At 37.4% G+C, this 15,190-nt stretch carries 12 protein-coding genes and 1 pseudogene; 11 read left to right on the plus strand and 2 right to left on the minus strand.

The genetic code is table 11. The annotated features are described in order from the left end of the window. Positions 1-54: 54 nt before the first annotated feature. A pseudogene (locus ACEPSS_RS03590) lies at positions 55-1,737 on the plus strand (IS1182 family transposase); the annotation flags it as partial. 3 nt (positions 1,738-1,740) lie between these two features. Here ACEPSS_RS03590 and ACEPSS_RS03595 read toward each other — a convergent pair. Beyond that, the gene (locus ACEPSS_RS03595; protein WP_420492552.1) at positions 1,741-3,294 is read right to left on the minus strand and encodes a bifunctional metallophosphatase/5'-nucleotidase; all 1,554 of its coding nucleotides are present in this window, start codon (positions 3,292-3,294) and stop codon (positions 1,741-1,743) included. 238 nt (positions 3,295-3,532) lie between these two features. Here ACEPSS_RS03595 and spx point away from each other — a divergent pair, with 238 nt between their 5' ends. From spx to ACEPSS_RS03635, 8 genes are all read left to right on the plus strand, one after another. Then, entirely contained in the window at positions 3,533-3,931 is a 399-nt protein-coding gene (gene spx, locus ACEPSS_RS03600; RefSeq protein ID WP_395320266.1) for a transcriptional regulator Spx, read from the plus strand. Between the two features lie 49 nt (positions 3,932-3,980). Continuing rightward, entirely contained in the window at positions 3,981-4,781 is an 801-nt protein-coding gene (locus ACEPSS_RS03605) for a Cof-type HAD-IIB family hydrolase (RefSeq protein ID WP_395320476.1), read from the plus strand. Between the two features lie 473 nt (positions 4,782-5,254). Continuing rightward, positions 5,255-6,913, plus strand: a complete 1,659-nt coding sequence (ilvB, locus tag ACEPSS_RS03610) for a biosynthetic-type acetolactate synthase large subunit (RefSeq protein ID WP_395320268.1) — start codon at positions 5,255-5,257, stop codon at positions 6,911-6,913. Between the two features lie 154 nt (positions 6,914-7,067). Then, positions 7,068-8,078: a ketol-acid reductoisomerase gene (gene ilvC, locus ACEPSS_RS03615; RefSeq protein WP_395320269.1), complete on the plus strand. Its 1,011-nt coding sequence runs from the start codon at positions 7,068-7,070 to the stop codon at positions 8,076-8,078. A gap of 81 nt (positions 8,079-8,159) precedes the next feature. Next, positions 8,160-9,434, plus strand: a complete 1,275-nt coding sequence (gene ilvA / locus ACEPSS_RS03620; RefSeq protein ID WP_395320271.1) for a threonine ammonia-lyase IlvA — start codon at positions 8,160-8,162, stop codon at positions 9,432-9,434. A 9-nt stretch (positions 9,435-9,443) separates the two neighbouring features. Then, positions 9,444-10,223, plus strand: coding sequence for an ABC transporter ATP-binding protein (locus ACEPSS_RS03625; RefSeq protein ID WP_395320273.1), 780 nt, complete (start codon positions 9,444-9,446; stop codon positions 10,221-10,223). 14 nt (positions 10,224-10,237) lie between these two features. Then, the gene (locus ACEPSS_RS03630) at positions 10,238-10,618 is read left to right on the plus strand and encodes a RidA family protein (protein WP_395320275.1); all 381 of its coding nucleotides are present in this window, start codon (positions 10,238-10,240) and stop codon (positions 10,616-10,618) included. A 388-nt stretch (positions 10,619-11,006) separates the two neighbouring features. Then, complete coding sequence (locus ACEPSS_RS03635; RefSeq protein ID WP_395320277.1) at positions 11,007-12,119, plus strand: PTS transporter subunit IIC; 1,113 nt, start codon at positions 11,007-11,009, stop codon at positions 12,117-12,119. 63 nt (positions 12,120-12,182) lie between these two features. On the opposite strand, the gene ACEPSS_RS03640 is transcribed toward ACEPSS_RS03635, so the two are convergent. After that, the gene (locus tag ACEPSS_RS03640; RefSeq protein WP_395320278.1) at positions 12,183-12,461 is read right to left on the minus strand and encodes a hypothetical protein; all 279 of its coding nucleotides are present in this window, start codon (positions 12,459-12,461) and stop codon (positions 12,183-12,185) included. 494 nt (positions 12,462-12,955) lie between these two features. Between ACEPSS_RS03640 and argC the strand changes: the two genes are divergently transcribed. Both argC and argJ read left to right on the plus strand, forming a co-directional pair. Next, positions 12,956-13,984, plus strand: coding sequence for an N-acetyl-gamma-glutamyl-phosphate reductase (gene argC, locus ACEPSS_RS03645; RefSeq protein ID WP_395320280.1), 1,029 nt, complete (start codon positions 12,956-12,958; stop codon positions 13,982-13,984). A gap of 14 nt (positions 13,985-13,998) precedes the next feature. Continuing rightward, on the plus strand, positions 13,999-15,186 hold the full coding sequence (argJ, locus tag ACEPSS_RS03650) for a bifunctional glutamate N-acetyltransferase/amino-acid acetyltransferase ArgJ (protein WP_395320282.1): 1,188 nt from the start codon (positions 13,999-14,001) through the stop codon (positions 15,184-15,186). The last annotated feature ends 4 nt before the right edge of the window (positions 15,187-15,190 follow it).

A 15,190-nucleotide genomic window follows, 5' to 3' on the forward strand; every position in this document is an offset into this window, starting at 1 on the left:
ATCCACCCTGTAAAATTAATATCGACAAAAACATTATTTAAGGAGTGAATTTCCATGCATGCTAATTTTAACACGAATCAGACATCATTTATTTTAAATTTTGATTTTAATATTGATAAATTTCATATTGCTAGATTAATATCTTCATTTGTAGATTCAATTCCTACGGAATTATTAATTACAAGTACTGCTACAACTGGTAGACCAGCATTTTATCCTGGAATGTTACTAAAAATGATTTTATTTGCTTATTCTAGAAAAGTTTATTCTGGTCGTGGAATTGAACTTTTAAATCAAGAGAATATTCCTATGAAATGGCTAACACAAGATACCCCAGTATCGTATAAAACTATAAATAATTTTAGAGCTAACAAACAAACTTCAAACATGATTAAATTGTCGTTTGTTTATTTCACTAGATTTTTAATTGATAATAAAATGATATCAGATGAAGCACTATTCATTGATGGAACTAAAGTTGAAGCAGATGCCAATAAATATACTTTTACTTGGAAAAAGTCCGTTGATAGATATCAACCAATCTTGAAAGATAAAGTATTTAAAATGTATGAAGATTTAATTGAACTAGAAGTAGTAAATGCAATGGAAAAAGAATATGTATCTACTAGTGAAGGATTGAAAGAATTACTATCAGAAACTGAAGATGAAATTGATAGATTAAATACTGCTATTGAAAATGAACCAAAGGTTCAAAAGAATGGTTCTAGTAATAAACGTAAAAGACGTCTTTTAAAATCGTTCTCAAATAAAATGAAAAAGGACTATCTTCCTCGCACAACTAAGTATGAAAAATACCAAGAAATATTCAATGGTAGAAATAGTTTTTCAAAAACAGATTATGATGCAACCTTCATGAGAATGAAAGAAGATCCAATGATGAATGGCCAATTAAAGCCAGGTTATAATTTACAAATTGCGACTAATAACCAATTTGTGCTTCACTATGATATATTTTCAAATCCAACAGACACTAGAACTTTAATCCCATTTTTATCATCAATGCATTTTTTAGATGAGTTTCAAAATATTGTTGCTGATGCTGGTTATGGAAGTGAAAGTAACTATATATTTATTATTGATGAACTTGAAAAGAATCCACTAATTCCGTACGGAATGATGAAAAAAGAAGCTAAACGATCATATAAAAATGATAAAACTAAGAGACAAAATTGGAAATATGATGAACTAGATGATTATTATATAGATCATAATGGTGTTAGATTTGATTTTAGTAATTATAGTACAAGACATGACAAGTATAATTTTGAAAGAAATTTCAAAATATATAAAGCAAGTCCTTTCCAATTAACTTATGAATTAATTGAGAGATCTAAGACCCCTAAGGGAAACCAAAGAATGATTCAAGTAAATCCAAATTGGGAGTACTTTAAAAATTTCGTAAAAGAAAATTTGAACTCCCAACCTGGTAAAGATATTTACGCAAGAAGAAAAATAGAAGTTGAACCAGTTTTCGGTAGAATGAAAGCTGTATTTGGTGTGCGAAGAGTTCATTTGAGAGGGAAACAGTGTGTGGAAAATGACATTGGAATACTGCTTATGAGTTTAAATCTAACAAAATTAGCTAAATTAATGGCTAATACCTTAGGTAAATCCAAAGGATTTACTTTTAAAATCTATAAAATACAAAAAAGCAGAAGTGAATTTTCAAAATTCACTTCTGCTTTTGTTATAAAGACTAGTTATTTCCCAGCCTCTTTTTTATTTGATGACTTTGAAGTTACGGGTTTTATCCGCTTCAATATTTTGGTGTTGTTTAAGATAACCAGCAATCAGGTTACTCATAGTAATGGTATTATATTTAATCACTTTGTCTTCATTGTACATAGGATAATGACCACCACCAACGGCCCGATAAGCATTTAGGACTACTTTTAGTTTCATTTTATTAGTAATTGGTTTGCCATGATAAGTTGGATTAAGTACTCGATGACCAATCGGATTTGAGACTTTAATGGTGTAATCAATTCCACCGTACATATCGTAGTTATAGTCCCGAATTTTGGGATGATGATACTTAGGATCAACAATAATTTGATCGTTTTTAATCGTGAAATATTCGGCCGTTTTTTCTAAAGCTGCCTTCAAATCAGCCCCAGTAATTTCAACTAACGCTAAGGTATTGGGGTAAACGTAGTTGGTAATGATGTTCCGCATGGTAATTGGATTTTCAAAACCACGAGCTTCATTGGAAAAGAGGGCAGTTGCTGAAATATCACAGCCCATCGTTTCCATTTGGACTTTTTGGATGAAATTAATGAAAGCAGAACCGTGTGTTCTAACTTGGAACGGATCATCATAGTGCATGGAACCTTCAATCCGAGCAAGGGGTTCGGCTAACCATTTTTCAACTTGATTTTCGACTGGTTGAATGATTTCTTTAACGGCTTTATCCGGTTTTTCTTCGCCCGTTTTAATGATTTTTTGGTTACTGTGAGTCACAACGTATTTGCCATTTTCTTTTTCAATGGTTAATTGAATCTTACCAACGTAGTTTCCCCGGTGACCCGGTTGGACATACGGAATACCAAATAGTTTTCCGGCTAAAGCACGGTGTTGATGACCCGTGGCCATGACATCGATGCCAGGGACTTTTTGCATAATTTCATATGCTTCATTTTCCCCGTCAATCTTATCATTTGGATTACCAGTGCTTAAATCGCGTTCAAACCCACCGTGATATAAAACGACTACTAAGTCAGCCTTTTTCCGCATTTCTGGGATGTATTTTTGTGCGGCTGCAAGGGCTGAAGTGAATTTTAAGCCAGCGACACTGGCTTTATTTTCCCAAGCATCAACGGACTGGGTGGTTAAACCAATTACACCCACCTTTAAGTCACCGTACTGTTTAATTTCATATGGCTTCCCAAAGGCTGATTCTCCAGCATCATTTAGAATATTTGCGGAAACAAAGTGGCGTTTCGCCTTTTTGATGGCACCACGTAAATAGTCCTGGCCGTAGTTAAATTCATGATTACCAATTGTTCCAAAGTCATAATCAACGGTGTTAAAGGCATCCGTAATCGCACTTGGTTGGATGTTATTTTGCACTTCAGCTTGATAGTAGGCTAATGGTGAACCTTCTAAGAAATCACCATCATCGAGAATTAATGTGTTTTCTGCTTTAGCTTGTTCTTTTCGAATCGTTGAGGCTGCTTTTTCAAAACCAAATGGCATATTAGCATTTGGCTTCACATAGTTAGTTGGTGCGATGTAACCATGAGTGTCACTTGTTGTTAGGATTGTTAATTTCATATGATATGCAGCCTCCATTGTTGGTTTGGGTAATGTATAAATTATAATATTAATCACGGACTCTGTAAATTTATTATTAACATTATCTAAGTAATTGTTAAAAAATGATAATAATTCATTAAGTATTGTAAAGTTTATTGACGAAAAGTTTGGATATGATATAGTTAAGGTGTTAGATAAATAGTCAAGATTTATCAAACAGCTTACACGTCTTTCAATATGAGGAGGTTGTTTTAATATGTTGAACTTATATGTTGCCCCTAGTAGTGCTTCAAGTCGTAAAGCCCGCACTTGGTTAAAGGATCATGATATTTCCTTCAAAGAAAGAAATATTAATTCGAAACCATTGAATGCTGACGAAGTTAAACACATTTTACGTTTAACGGAAAATGGAAGTGAAGATATTATTTCAACTAGATCTAACATTTTCAAGAAACTTCACCTTGATTTAGATGAACTTTCATTAGGTCAATTAGTTGATTTATTAGTTAAATATCCAGACTTAATCAAGCGTCCCATCATCTTTGATGACAAACGTCTTGAAGTCGGCTACAACGAAGAAGAAATTAGAAGATTTTTACCTCGTGATATCAGACAAGCTGAACTTAAACAATTAGAAGAAAAACTTAGAGCATAAAAAAATAAAGACGTCCCTTGGGGCGTTTTTTTGATATGGAGAATTAATGATGATTAAAATGATTGCGTTAGATTTAGATAATACTTTGTTAAATTCCGATAAGCAAATTAGCCAAGTTAATGAAGCTGAATTAAAAAAATTACATGAGGCGGGAATTAAAGTTGTTTTATGTACCGGACGCCCGATTAATGCAATTTGGAAATTTATTGAACAACTGGGCTTAGATCATCCCGAAGATTACACGATTACCTTTAACGGAGGCTTGGTGGTTCGTAATCAAGATAAGCAGGAATTATCACAAACGGGGATGAAACGGAGTCAACTTGAACCGCTCTTTGCCTTTGCTAAGGAGAACAACTATCCGTTAGATATCCTTGATTTTAAACAAGTTTATCCCATGTCTGAATTAAAGCCCTCCATTTATCGACAAATGTTAGCGGCTAAAATGGACTTTGTTCCCAGCGAATTTAATGATTTAACAGACGAATTATATTCCAAAGCCATTATGGCCGATGCCCCCGCAGTATTAGATGAAGCCGTTGCTAACTTACCTAAATCAGTTAAGGACAATTATCATATTGTAAGGTCGCAAGATCGAATTTTAGAATTTTTACCCGTTAAGAGTGATAAAGCAGCTGGCTTAGAACAACTTTTACACCACTTTGGCTGGAATTTTTCTAATTTAATGGCGGTTGGTGATGCAGAAAATGATGCTGGCATGTTAGAACATGCAAAAGTGGGTGTAGCGATGGAAAATGCTACTCCTGAGATTAAAAAAGTTGCCAATGCTGAGACTTTAAGTAATGATCAGGATGGGGTAGCGGCTTATTTGAAAAAATATTTTAAATAAATTTACTGCTTTAAAACTTAAGGTTATCAAGTGATTGACGCTTATTTATTAATTAAAAACGAATATTTTATAAAAAAGTTGTTGACTTTATATCTTATAACTTGATATTATTAGTTTCAACCAATGAGAGACGTTATAAATTAACAAATTTTCATTGCTAATAAATAAAATTAAATTCAAAAACGAAAGGAGTAAAGCACATGCTGTCATTAAATACTAATGTACTACTAAATGTAAATATTATTATTATCTTAGTCATTATTCTGCACGCATGTGTGATTAATTCCTGAGATATTTTGAATTACCATTAATTCAGGAGATTCACCATGCAAAGTACTTGTGGTGGGTCTGCTGGAGTTAAAAGGCAGCCATCGAATTGATGACTGCCTTTTTCTTTTTCTAAATTTAAAGGGGGTGATGCAGATTAACTTAATTAATGATTAACCAGTCAAACATAAAGGAGGGAATTTAATTTGAAACAACCAGGCTCAGAACTCGTTTTAGCAGCATTAAAAAAGCAAGGAGTTGAAATGCTGTTCGGTTATCCCGGTGGTTCGGTTTTACCACTCTATGATGCCATCTATCAAACAAAATTTAACCATGTTTTAGTTCGGCATGAACAATCAGCGGTTCACGCTGCTGAAGGCTATGCTAAAAGTAGCGGCAAACCGGGGGTAGCAATTGTAACGTCAGGACCGGGAGCAACCAACACGATTACGGGAATTGCCGATGCGATTAAAGACTCAGTTCCAGTAGTAGTTATTGCCGGACAAGTGGCAACGACTGTGATTGGGACGGATGCCTTTCAAGAAACCGACATTGTTGCAGTTGCGGAACCGATTGCTAAAGCATGTTACCGAGTTCGTGATGTCAATCAGATTGTAACAATATTGCAAACTGCATTTGAGACTGCAACGCAAGGGCGCCAAGGTCCCGTGGTTGTCGAAATACCTACTGACATCTTAAAAGCTTTCGGGAATGAGGAAGTACAAGCTGTCAGAGCTTTAAAAAAACCAGGACTAAGTCAATTCGGCTTAACCCGCTTAAAAGAAAAATTAAAAACAGCTAAAAAACCCATTTTGTTAGTCGGAGGCGGAGTTATCTCAGCCGGGGCTACGAAACAGGTACGAAAATTTGTAAAGCAGTATCAAATTCCAGTTGTTAGTAGTTTACTTGGACTGGGCGTCATGCCGAAACATGATGAGTTATTAATTGGAATGGCTGGCATGCACGGGTGTTATGCTGCTAATCTAGCCTTACAAGAATGTGATTTTTTATTGAACATCGGCTCCCGGTTTGATGATCGACTGGTTACTAAACCAACTGAATTTGCCCCGCAAGCTTGGAAAGCCCATCTGGATATTGATCCTCAAGAGCTTAACAAAGTTGTCAAAGTTGATTTAGCAGAAGTGACAGATGCCAAAGTTGCATTTGAACAATTAGTAGATGAAAAAATGCAAGTTCCTGATAATGCCGGATGGAAAAAGAAAATTTCCGCTTGGGAAAAAGCCCATCCGAGTGAGTTTAAAGAAGCAACGAATGTGATTAAACCCCAAGCTCTGGTTCAAGTGATTGGAAAATTAACTCACGAAGCTGCCATTGTGGTAACTGATGTTGGCCAGCACCAAATGTGGGCGGCGCAGTATTATCCCTTTCAAACACCACATCAATTTGTCACTAGTGGTGGATTAGGCACAATGGGATATGGATTACCGGCAGCCATTGGAGCGGCGTTAGCCAACCCGACTAAAACCGTGGTTTTGTTTGTCGGCGATGGCGGCTTTCAAATGAATATTCAAGAATTAGCAGTACTGAAACAGATGCAGCCGAACTTGAAGATTATCTTATTGAATAACAACACACTCGGAATGGTCTATCAATGGCAAAATATTCTGTATCAAAAAAGAAACTCACAAACAGTTTTTCAATCGAATCCAGAATTTACGAGCCTTGCTCAAGCTTATGGAATTAAAGCAACTAAACTAACCACTAAAAATTGGAAAGAAACATTGGCAGATGTTTTTTCCCAACCGAACTGTACTTTAGTAGAAGTACCAATTTCAGCGGATGAAGAAGTGACCCCGATGATTTTACCGGGATTACCTAATCACCAAATGATTAAATTAAATTAAGCAAAACGTGAATTATGAATCTGAAATTAAAAATGTTAATGGGTTTCGAAATCCTATTATACATTAATTTAATAAAATTCAGCATGATAAATCACTAAAATTGAAAAAATTTTATTACAAAAAATTATTGTTTACCTAATAGGAGGAAATTATTATGAATTTTGATATGTTATACGACAAGGATGTTACTACAAATTATTTAGATGGAAAAACAGTTGCTTTCGTTGGTTACGGTGCCCAAGGACACGCCCAAGCTAACAATTTAAGAGATTCAGGGTTTCATGTAATCGTTGGAGTTCGCCCAGGACCATCCTTTGAAGCCGCTAAAAAAGACGGTTTTGAAGTTTACCCAGTAGCTGAAGCAGCGAAAAAAGCTGATTGGGTTCAAATGTTAACTCCTGATGAAGTCATGGCTGACGTTTACAAAAATGATGTTGCGCCTAACTTAGAGACGGGAAATGTCTTAGGATTTTCCCACGGATTTAACGTGCACTACAAAGAAATCGAAGCGCCCAAAGACGTTGACGTAGTAATGATGGCACCAAAGGGTCCTGGTAACCTATGTCGTCGAACTTACAAGGAAGGCTTTGGGGTTCCTGCTTTATACGCTACTTACCAAGATTTTTCTGGTCATGCCGAAGATTTAGCGAAAGAATTTGCCAAAGGGAACGGAGCTGCACGGGCCGGATTATTAAAGACTACTTTCAAAGAAGAAACTGATGAAGATCTCTTTGGTGAACAAAATGTCTTGATGGGTGGAATCACCGCCTTAATCGAAACTGGATTTGAAGTATTAGTGGAAGCCGGTTATTCACCAGAATTAGCCTACTTTGAAGTTGAACATGAAATGAAACTTATCTGTGATCTAATCTATGAAGGTGGATTCGCTAAGATGTACAAAGATTGTTCGAATACTTCAGAATACGGTTCATATGTTCAAGGACCAAAAGTAGTGAATGAATCATCTAAGGAAGCCATGCGGCAAGGCTTGCGGAATATCCAAGATGGAACGTTTGCGAAAGAATTTATGGCTGATTATCGTGATGGATTTAAGAAACTTTACGCTTATCGAGAAGAAATGGAAAAATCAGAACTTCAAAAAGTTGGTGACCAACTTCGGGATAAGATGCCTTTTGTAAAATCTGCTGATAAATACAGTGATTAGTTGAGGGTTTAAAAATAGAGAACAACTTTGTAATGGAGTTGTTCTCTATTTTATTAAATTACGATCTGAAAGGAAATGACCATGGATGTTTTAACCAGTGAAAAATTATTAACCCAAGCTGACGTTGAACAAGCGGCTGCCGTCTTAGAAAAGGTAGTGACACATACGCCGTTACAATACGATGATTATTTGTCGCAAAAACATCATTGTAACGTTTATTTAAAACGGGAGGATTTACAGTTAATTCGGTCCTTTAAACTTCGAGGCGCTTACTATGCCATTGCACAAACGCCTGACGCAGTGCTAGCACGCGGAATTGTCTGTGCCAGTGCGGGAAATCACGCCCAAGGAGTTGCTTGGACTTGTCATAAATTAGATATTCCTGCGACCATTTTTATGCCAACGACGACACCGAAACAAAAGATTGAACAAGTTAAATTTTTTGGACAGTCCCAAACCACGATTAAGTTGGTAGGTGACACCTTTGATGAAGCTGCTCAAGCAGCTACCACTTTTTGTGAGCAACACCACATGAAATTTATTGCCCCCTTTAATGATTTACAAACGATGGCAGGTCAAGGAAGTGTCGCAGTTGAATTATTTGCGGATGCTGACGAAAAGAATTTAAAAGTTGATTACGTATTTAGCGCAGTTGGCGGGGGCGGCCTAATTAGTGGTATCTCGGCTTATACTAAGGCCGTTAGTCCTGAAACCAAGGTAGTTGGGGTCGAGCCAACTGGGGCAGCTTCGATGCAAGCTGCTTTTGACGTGGGGCATCCCGTGGCATTGAAAACGCTAGACAAATTTGTTGATGGGGCGGCGGTTAAAACCGTTGGCGAATTAACTTATTTAAACGCCCATGAATACGTTGATGAATTAATGACCGTTCCTACTGGGCATGTTTGTACTACCATTTTGGAATTATACGGAAAGGACGCGATTGTGGCTGAACCGGCTGGAGCTCTAAGTGTTTCAGCATTAGACAAATATCAGGGAGATTTAACTGGTAAAACGGTGGTTTGTGTCGTGAGTGGGGGAAATAACGATATTGAGCGGATGCAGGAAATTAAAGAACGTTCGTTATTATATGAAGGAAAACAACTTTACTTCTTAGTTAATTTTCCCCAACGTTCAGGGGCTTTGCGCGAATTTGTGAACCAAGTTTTATTACCAAATGACGATATTACTCGGTTTGAATACACCAAAAAGGTCAATCGTGGTCGCGGCCCCGTTTTAATTGGCATCTTACTAGGTGATGTAAAAAATCAGCCGCAGTTGATTGAAAATTTAAGTAAATTTGATCCGAACTATCTTAATTTAAAGGACAATGCAGCGTTATATGCAATGCTAGTGTAGGTGAATAAGATGAATAATTTATTGGATTTTTCCCACGTTGATTTTGTTCGACGTGACAAAAAGATTTTGCAGGACCTTAATTGGCAAGTTAAGCCGCACGAAAATTGGGCTATTTTAGGCTTAAACGGTGCTGGCAAAACTACGCTATTAAAAATGATTCATGGGGATATTTGGCCCACAAATGGAGATGTTAGTGTGTTAGGCCATCATTTTGGTGAAACTAATATTCCCGCTTTACAACGAAAAATTGGGTGGGTCAGTAATGCCCTTCAAGATGATCTGCATCCTGGTGATTTAGCTGAAGAAATTGTACTATCAGGTAAGTTTGCTAGTATTGGTTTATATGAAGCATATGAATTACCCGATGTCGCTGAGGCGAAACAAAAATTAGTTCAGTTAGGCGGGCAACCTTTAATTGGGAAACCTTATCGCGTGCTTTCACAAGGAGAACGACAATTAGTTTTACTGGCCCGAGCTTTAATGGCTCAGCCAGAATTATTAATTTTAGATGAGCCCTGTAACGGTCTAGACTTATTAGCCAAAGAAAAATTATTAAAGCAAATTAGTAGGATTAATGATTTACCTAATCGTCCAACGATGTTGATGGTTTCGCATCATACGGAAGAATTATTACCGTGTTTTCAACACGTTTTGTTACTGAAAAAGGGTGAGGTAGTACAAACGGGCAGTCGTGATGAGATTTTAAACGAAAGCACGCTTAGTAATTTTTATGAAACCCCGGTTGCACTACTAAAACATCAACAGAAAATTATGGTATATCCCAAATAAAAAGGAGAAATTAAATGTTAGAAGCAATTGCAACTAGGAAAGCCCCTCAAGCCTTAGGACCTTATTCTCAAGCAGTTAGATGTCAACAAACTTTATATTGTTCTGGGCAAATTGGCTTAAATCCAATGACTAATCAATTAGCAGTAGGCGTTGAGCAACAAGCTGCGCAAGCATTAGCAAATTTAGAACAAGTTTTACAAGCAGCTGATTTTACGAAAAATGAAGTGGTGAAAGTCACTGTTTTCATGACGGATATGCAAAATTTTCAGGTCGTGAATCAAGTTTATGCTAGTTTCTTTGAAAAGAATCAGTGTTTACCAGCTCGGTCAGCAGTGGCAGTTCGAGAGTTACCGGCGAATGCGTTAGTTGAGGTCGAAGCAATTGCCCAAAAATAAAACGAAAGAACTTCAAATTGAAGTTCTTTTTTGTTGTAAATGTGAACGATTGGTTTTGTTTTTTTAATTATTTTAGACAAAATCTTAATATTATCTAAAATAATCGTTGACTTTTTCTTAAAATCAGGCATAATTATAAAAAAAGGAAAACGGAGGCATGTTATGAACCACTCAATGATGAACGTAAATACTAAATTAGTCTTGATCGCTATTAACTTAATTATTATTAAGTAAAGCGGTCGAGCACTTTGTGTCGGCCAAGGAAAATTGGCCGACCAGAAGTCCATCATTGAATAGGCATATTCATGTGTACGCTGGTTAGAGCCATACTCTAACTGGCGTTTTTTTATTTCAATTTTTTAAATGTTTATACATAAAAGGAGGAAACATGATGACAACCGAAACACAAACCAAAGACAAATTTGTTCCAGAAGCGACCCCCACAACTTGGAAAGAGTGGGTTTATCAAGTAGCAGCCGGGGTTTCAAATACAATTTTGGCCGTATTGGGAATGGGACTATTATTGAGTACCTTAGGAACAATGCTTCATTTTCAAGCATTAAATGAATGTGGCCTAATCGCCCAGCGTTTGATGGCGCCCGCATTAGGAATGGCAGTTGCCGTAATGCTTCGCACGACCACCTTGGTAACGGGGGCAACAATGATTGCCGCTACAGTTGGAGCAAATGGAGTATACTTCACTGCTGCACCAGTTGCAAAAGCAGTGACAGCCACTGGTTGGTTGGCACCTCAAGCAGCTGGATCAGCCATCATGACCATCGGACAACCAGTTTCAGCCGTGATGGCAGCTGTAATTGCTGCAGTGCTTGGGAAATGGTTAACCGGAAAAACACCGCTTGATTTGGTTTTGGTACCATTTGCGGTTGCTATCGTTGGTTCCTTAGCCGGACTATTGTTTGGTTACGTAACTACCCCAGCATTGAATTGGGTAAGTGAAAGACTAGCCGACACCATGGGAGTTAACCCAATCTTGGGGTCAATGTTGGTTGCGGGAGCTTGGTTCTTATTCTTGATGACGCCAGCTTCATCGGCAGCATTGGCAATCGCTGTGCAACTTGATCCCATGTCTGCAGGGGCAGCTCTTATCGGTACAACAGTTGGATTCTCCGTATTTACGGCTATGTCATATAACCAAAACAACTTGGGTGGTAACATTGCTCAATCACTAGTTACCCCAAAAGTTCAATTTGCTAACTTGCTTAAGAGTCCGCTCTTGGCAGTAGGGCCCCTAGTAATCTCAATGGTAATGGGACCAATTGCCGTAGTAGGATTTGGTTTGAAAGTTCCCTTCCTAATCTCTGGATTGGGTCTTAACTCTTTGATTGCACCACTTTGGCTATGGGCAAACAACAAAAAAGCCTTCTTCGTTGTTCTAGTATTTGGAGTTGTGCTTCCTGCTATCCTTGGATGGGCTTACTACCGTTTCCTTAAGATGGCTGGTAAAACTAAGCCAAACGATTTGTATCTAGAAGAAGTTTAAATTTTTCAATAATAAAAACGCCTATCCGTTAATTTAACCAGGATAGGCGTTTTTGCATGTTCTTTATTCAGCTAATTGACTAATTTGATCAACCACAAGGGCTAATTCATAACGATCTAATGCCTCTAAATGTTCAGTTAAAATTTTTGAATCTTTTAATTGAGCATCAGAGAGCTTTTTTTCTGGGGTGAAGGACCACGTGTTTTGGTAGGCCTGGGCTAAATAGGGAGCAGCAATTTGATTAAGATTTGATACTACCCCCTTAATGTTCACTGGTTTGCTTTCATCATTGAGTTGATCAACGATTTCTTTGAATTCTGTTGGTGTTTGTTTTTCTGACATAACAATATACCTCCTCTTTCAATTTTTAGAATACACTAGTTTTGTGAAAAATGTAACTAATGTGAACTGTAATTTTTTTAATTTAGCATTTGAAGTAAATTACTAACAATCAATCAATTTTCATTTATTTTTACATTAAAAAACAAACTATTTTTAATAAAATGGTTGCAATAGCATTAAATCATGTTAAACTAGGAAAAACTTAAAAATACAAACGTTAATTAGAAAGTAGTAGTTTTTCTAAGAGTTTCAGTGAGATATTGGGTAGTGTGAAATATCAACTCTTAAAAAATGAACGTCATCTAAATGTTGTATGCGATTAAAAACCATACTGGGAGCTCCCATTACCGAGCCAACGATTCGAAGCTGGATTGGGAGAGATGTTGTTTTCACAACATAATAGAGGTGGTACCGCGTACAAGCGTCCTTTAGTTAGAGATAACTAAGGGGCGTTTTTTATTTGCCTAAAAATAAATTTTAAAAGGAGTTACAACATGAAAGTTGCAGTAGTAGGAATTACAGGATATAGCGGTATGGTATTGTATCAGCTCTTAAAACAACATTCAGAGGTAAGCGAAATTAATTTTTATCAACACGACCTTACTGAACCACTTCCCATCAGTGAAGTTGTTGAAAATTTTAGTACGGATGAACATTTATTACTACCGTATGACAGTCAAACGATTATGGCTGATAATCAAGTGGTCTTTTTTGCCACCTCTGCGGGAGTAACCGCCAACTTAGCGCAACCATTTCTGGAAGCTGATTTTCCGGTGATTGATTTGTCGGGTGACTTTCGTTTGCAAGATGGAAAACAATACGAATCCTGGTATCACAAACCAGCCGTATCACCAGAATTACTGCAGCAAGCCTACTATGGCTTGGCTGATTTAGACGAAAATCCGGGAAAAAACTACGTGGCCAACCCCGGTTGTTATGCCACCGCTACGTTACTTGGATTAGCTCCGTTAGTTGCCAACGACTTGATTGACCTAGACAGTATTATCGTAGATGCCAAGTCGGGTTTTTCAGGAGCAGGCAAAAAGTTAAGCAACCTAACTCATTTTGTCCAAGCTCATGATAACCTCCAAATTTATAAAGCCAATCAGCATCAACATATCCCAGAAATTATGGCCAAGTTACAACAATGGAATGACAAGGTCCAACACATTCAATTTATGACGACTTTAGTTCCCATCAATCGGGGAATCATGAGTTCGATTTACGTCAAAGTTAAAGCTGGCGTGACTTTTAATCAAATTAAACAACAGTTTGAAACCACGTATGGCAACAGTCCGTTTGTCCAGGTCATGACCGACCACTTACCGACCCTTAAAAGTGTGGTCGGAACTAATAATTGTCAGATTGGGCTCGCTTATAATCCCGTTACTGGTTATTTACTAATTGATAGTGTGATTGACAACATGATTAAAGGGGCTGCAGGCCAAGCAATTCAAAACTTTAATCAACTATTCAAATTTAAAAACAATACCGGCTTAAATTTAAGCCCGGTTTTACCATAAAGGAGCGTAAAAAAATGAAAAAAATTAACTTTCAATGGCCACTTGGCTTTACCGCAGGAGCAACGCATGCCGGATTCAAAAAAGAAGCTAAATTAGATTTATGTTGGGTCGTATCTGATGTCCCAACTGCTGCAGCTGGGGTTTACACCAAAAATCAAGCCCAAGCAGCCCCCGTTCAATACACCAAACAATTAATTAGCACTCAGCAAACGTTACAAGCGATTGTGATTAATAGTGGGAATGCTAATTCCTTTACGGGAAAAACGGGACTGGAGAATGCGGAAAAATCTGGAACATTAGTGGCGAAAAAGTTAGGGATTCCTAGTGATTTAGTGGGAGTTGCTTCGACTGGAATTATTGGAAAACAACTTGATATGCAAGTTTTTGAAAAAGGGGTCGAAAGTTTAACTTCATCAAATGATCTCTCTGCCACCGAAGCAATTTTAACTACGGATACCACTTCTAAAAAAATTTGTGTGCAAGTTGAAATTGATCAACAACCCGTTACGATTACGGGATTTGCTAAAGGCTCCGGCATGATTCACCCCAATATGGGAACGACCTTAGGCTTCATTATGACTGATGTGGCAATTGACGGCGTTGATTTACAACAAATTCTTAAAGAAGGCATTGTCGATTCGTTTAACCAAATTACCGTGGACGGGTGTATGTCAACCAATGATATGGTATTAAGCTTAGCTAATGGCCAAGCCCAAAACCAAAAGTTAACGCCTCACCATGCGGAATTTGCCAAATTTAAAGAAGCCTATTTGACGGTGTTGCATAGTTTAGCCAAACAAGTGGCAAGTGACGGAGAAGGGGCTAATACCTTGATCGAAGTTGAAGTACAACATGCAGCGACGCATGCGGAAGCTAACTTAGCTGCGAAAGCGATTGTTGGTTCTAACTTGGTTAAAAGCATGGTATTTGGTTCGGAAGGTAACTGGGGCAGAATTGTGCAAGCCCTGGGACAAACTGATGTGAAATTTGATTTACAAAAATTAACCATCAAATTTGCTGATCTAACCGTTGTTCAAGATAGCGAAGGTCAGTCTGTTGATCCCGCTGAATTAAAAAGTTATTTAGATGGGGACCAAATTAAAGTACTAGTTGATTTACATGTGGGCAATGCCTCGGGGAAAGCCTGGGGTTGCGATTTGACGTATAAGTATGTGGAAATTAACGCAGCATATGAGGAGTAAAGGT

The organism is Fructilactobacillus frigidiflavus, assembly GCF_044054575.1.
GTDB lineage: Bacteria > Bacillota > Bacilli > Lactobacillales > Lactobacillaceae > Fructilactobacillus > Fructilactobacillus frigidiflavus.

Excerpts from the sequence above, each read along its gene's own strand:
- ACEPSS_RS03595 (WP_420492552.1), bottom strand. The coding sequence starts at position 3,294 with ATGAAATTAACAATCCTAACAACAAGTGACACTCATGGTTACATCGCA.
- spx (WP_395320266.1), top strand. The coding sequence starts at position 3,533 with ATGTTGAACTTATATGTTGCCCCTAGTAGTGCTTCAAGTCGTAAAGCC.
- ACEPSS_RS03605 (WP_395320476.1), top strand. The coding sequence starts at position 3,981 with ATGATTAAAATGATTGCGTTAGATTTAGATAATACTTTGTTAAATTCC.
- ilvC (WP_395320269.1), top strand. The coding sequence starts at position 7,068 with ATGAATTTTGATATGTTATACGACAAGGATGTTACTACAAATTATTTA.
- ilvA (WP_395320271.1), top strand. The coding sequence starts at position 8,160 with ATGGATGTTTTAACCAGTGAAAAATTATTAACCCAAGCTGACGTTGAA.
- ACEPSS_RS03625 (WP_395320273.1), top strand. The coding sequence starts at position 9,444 with ATGAATAATTTATTGGATTTTTCCCACGTTGATTTTGTTCGACGTGAC.
- ACEPSS_RS03630 (WP_395320275.1), top strand. The coding sequence starts at position 10,238 with ATGTTAGAAGCAATTGCAACTAGGAAAGCCCCTCAAGCCTTAGGACCT.
- ACEPSS_RS03635 (WP_395320277.1), top strand. The coding sequence starts at position 11,007 with ATGATGACAACCGAAACACAAACCAAAGACAAATTTGTTCCAGAAGCG.
- ACEPSS_RS03640 (WP_395320278.1), bottom strand. The coding sequence starts at position 12,461 with ATGTCAGAAAAACAAACACCAACAGAATTCAAAGAAATCGTTGATCAA.
- argC (WP_395320280.1), top strand. The coding sequence starts at position 12,956 with ATGAAAGTTGCAGTAGTAGGAATTACAGGATATAGCGGTATGGTATTG.
- argJ (WP_395320282.1), top strand. The coding sequence starts at position 13,999 with ATGAAAAAAATTAACTTTCAATGGCCACTTGGCTTTACCGCAGGAGCA.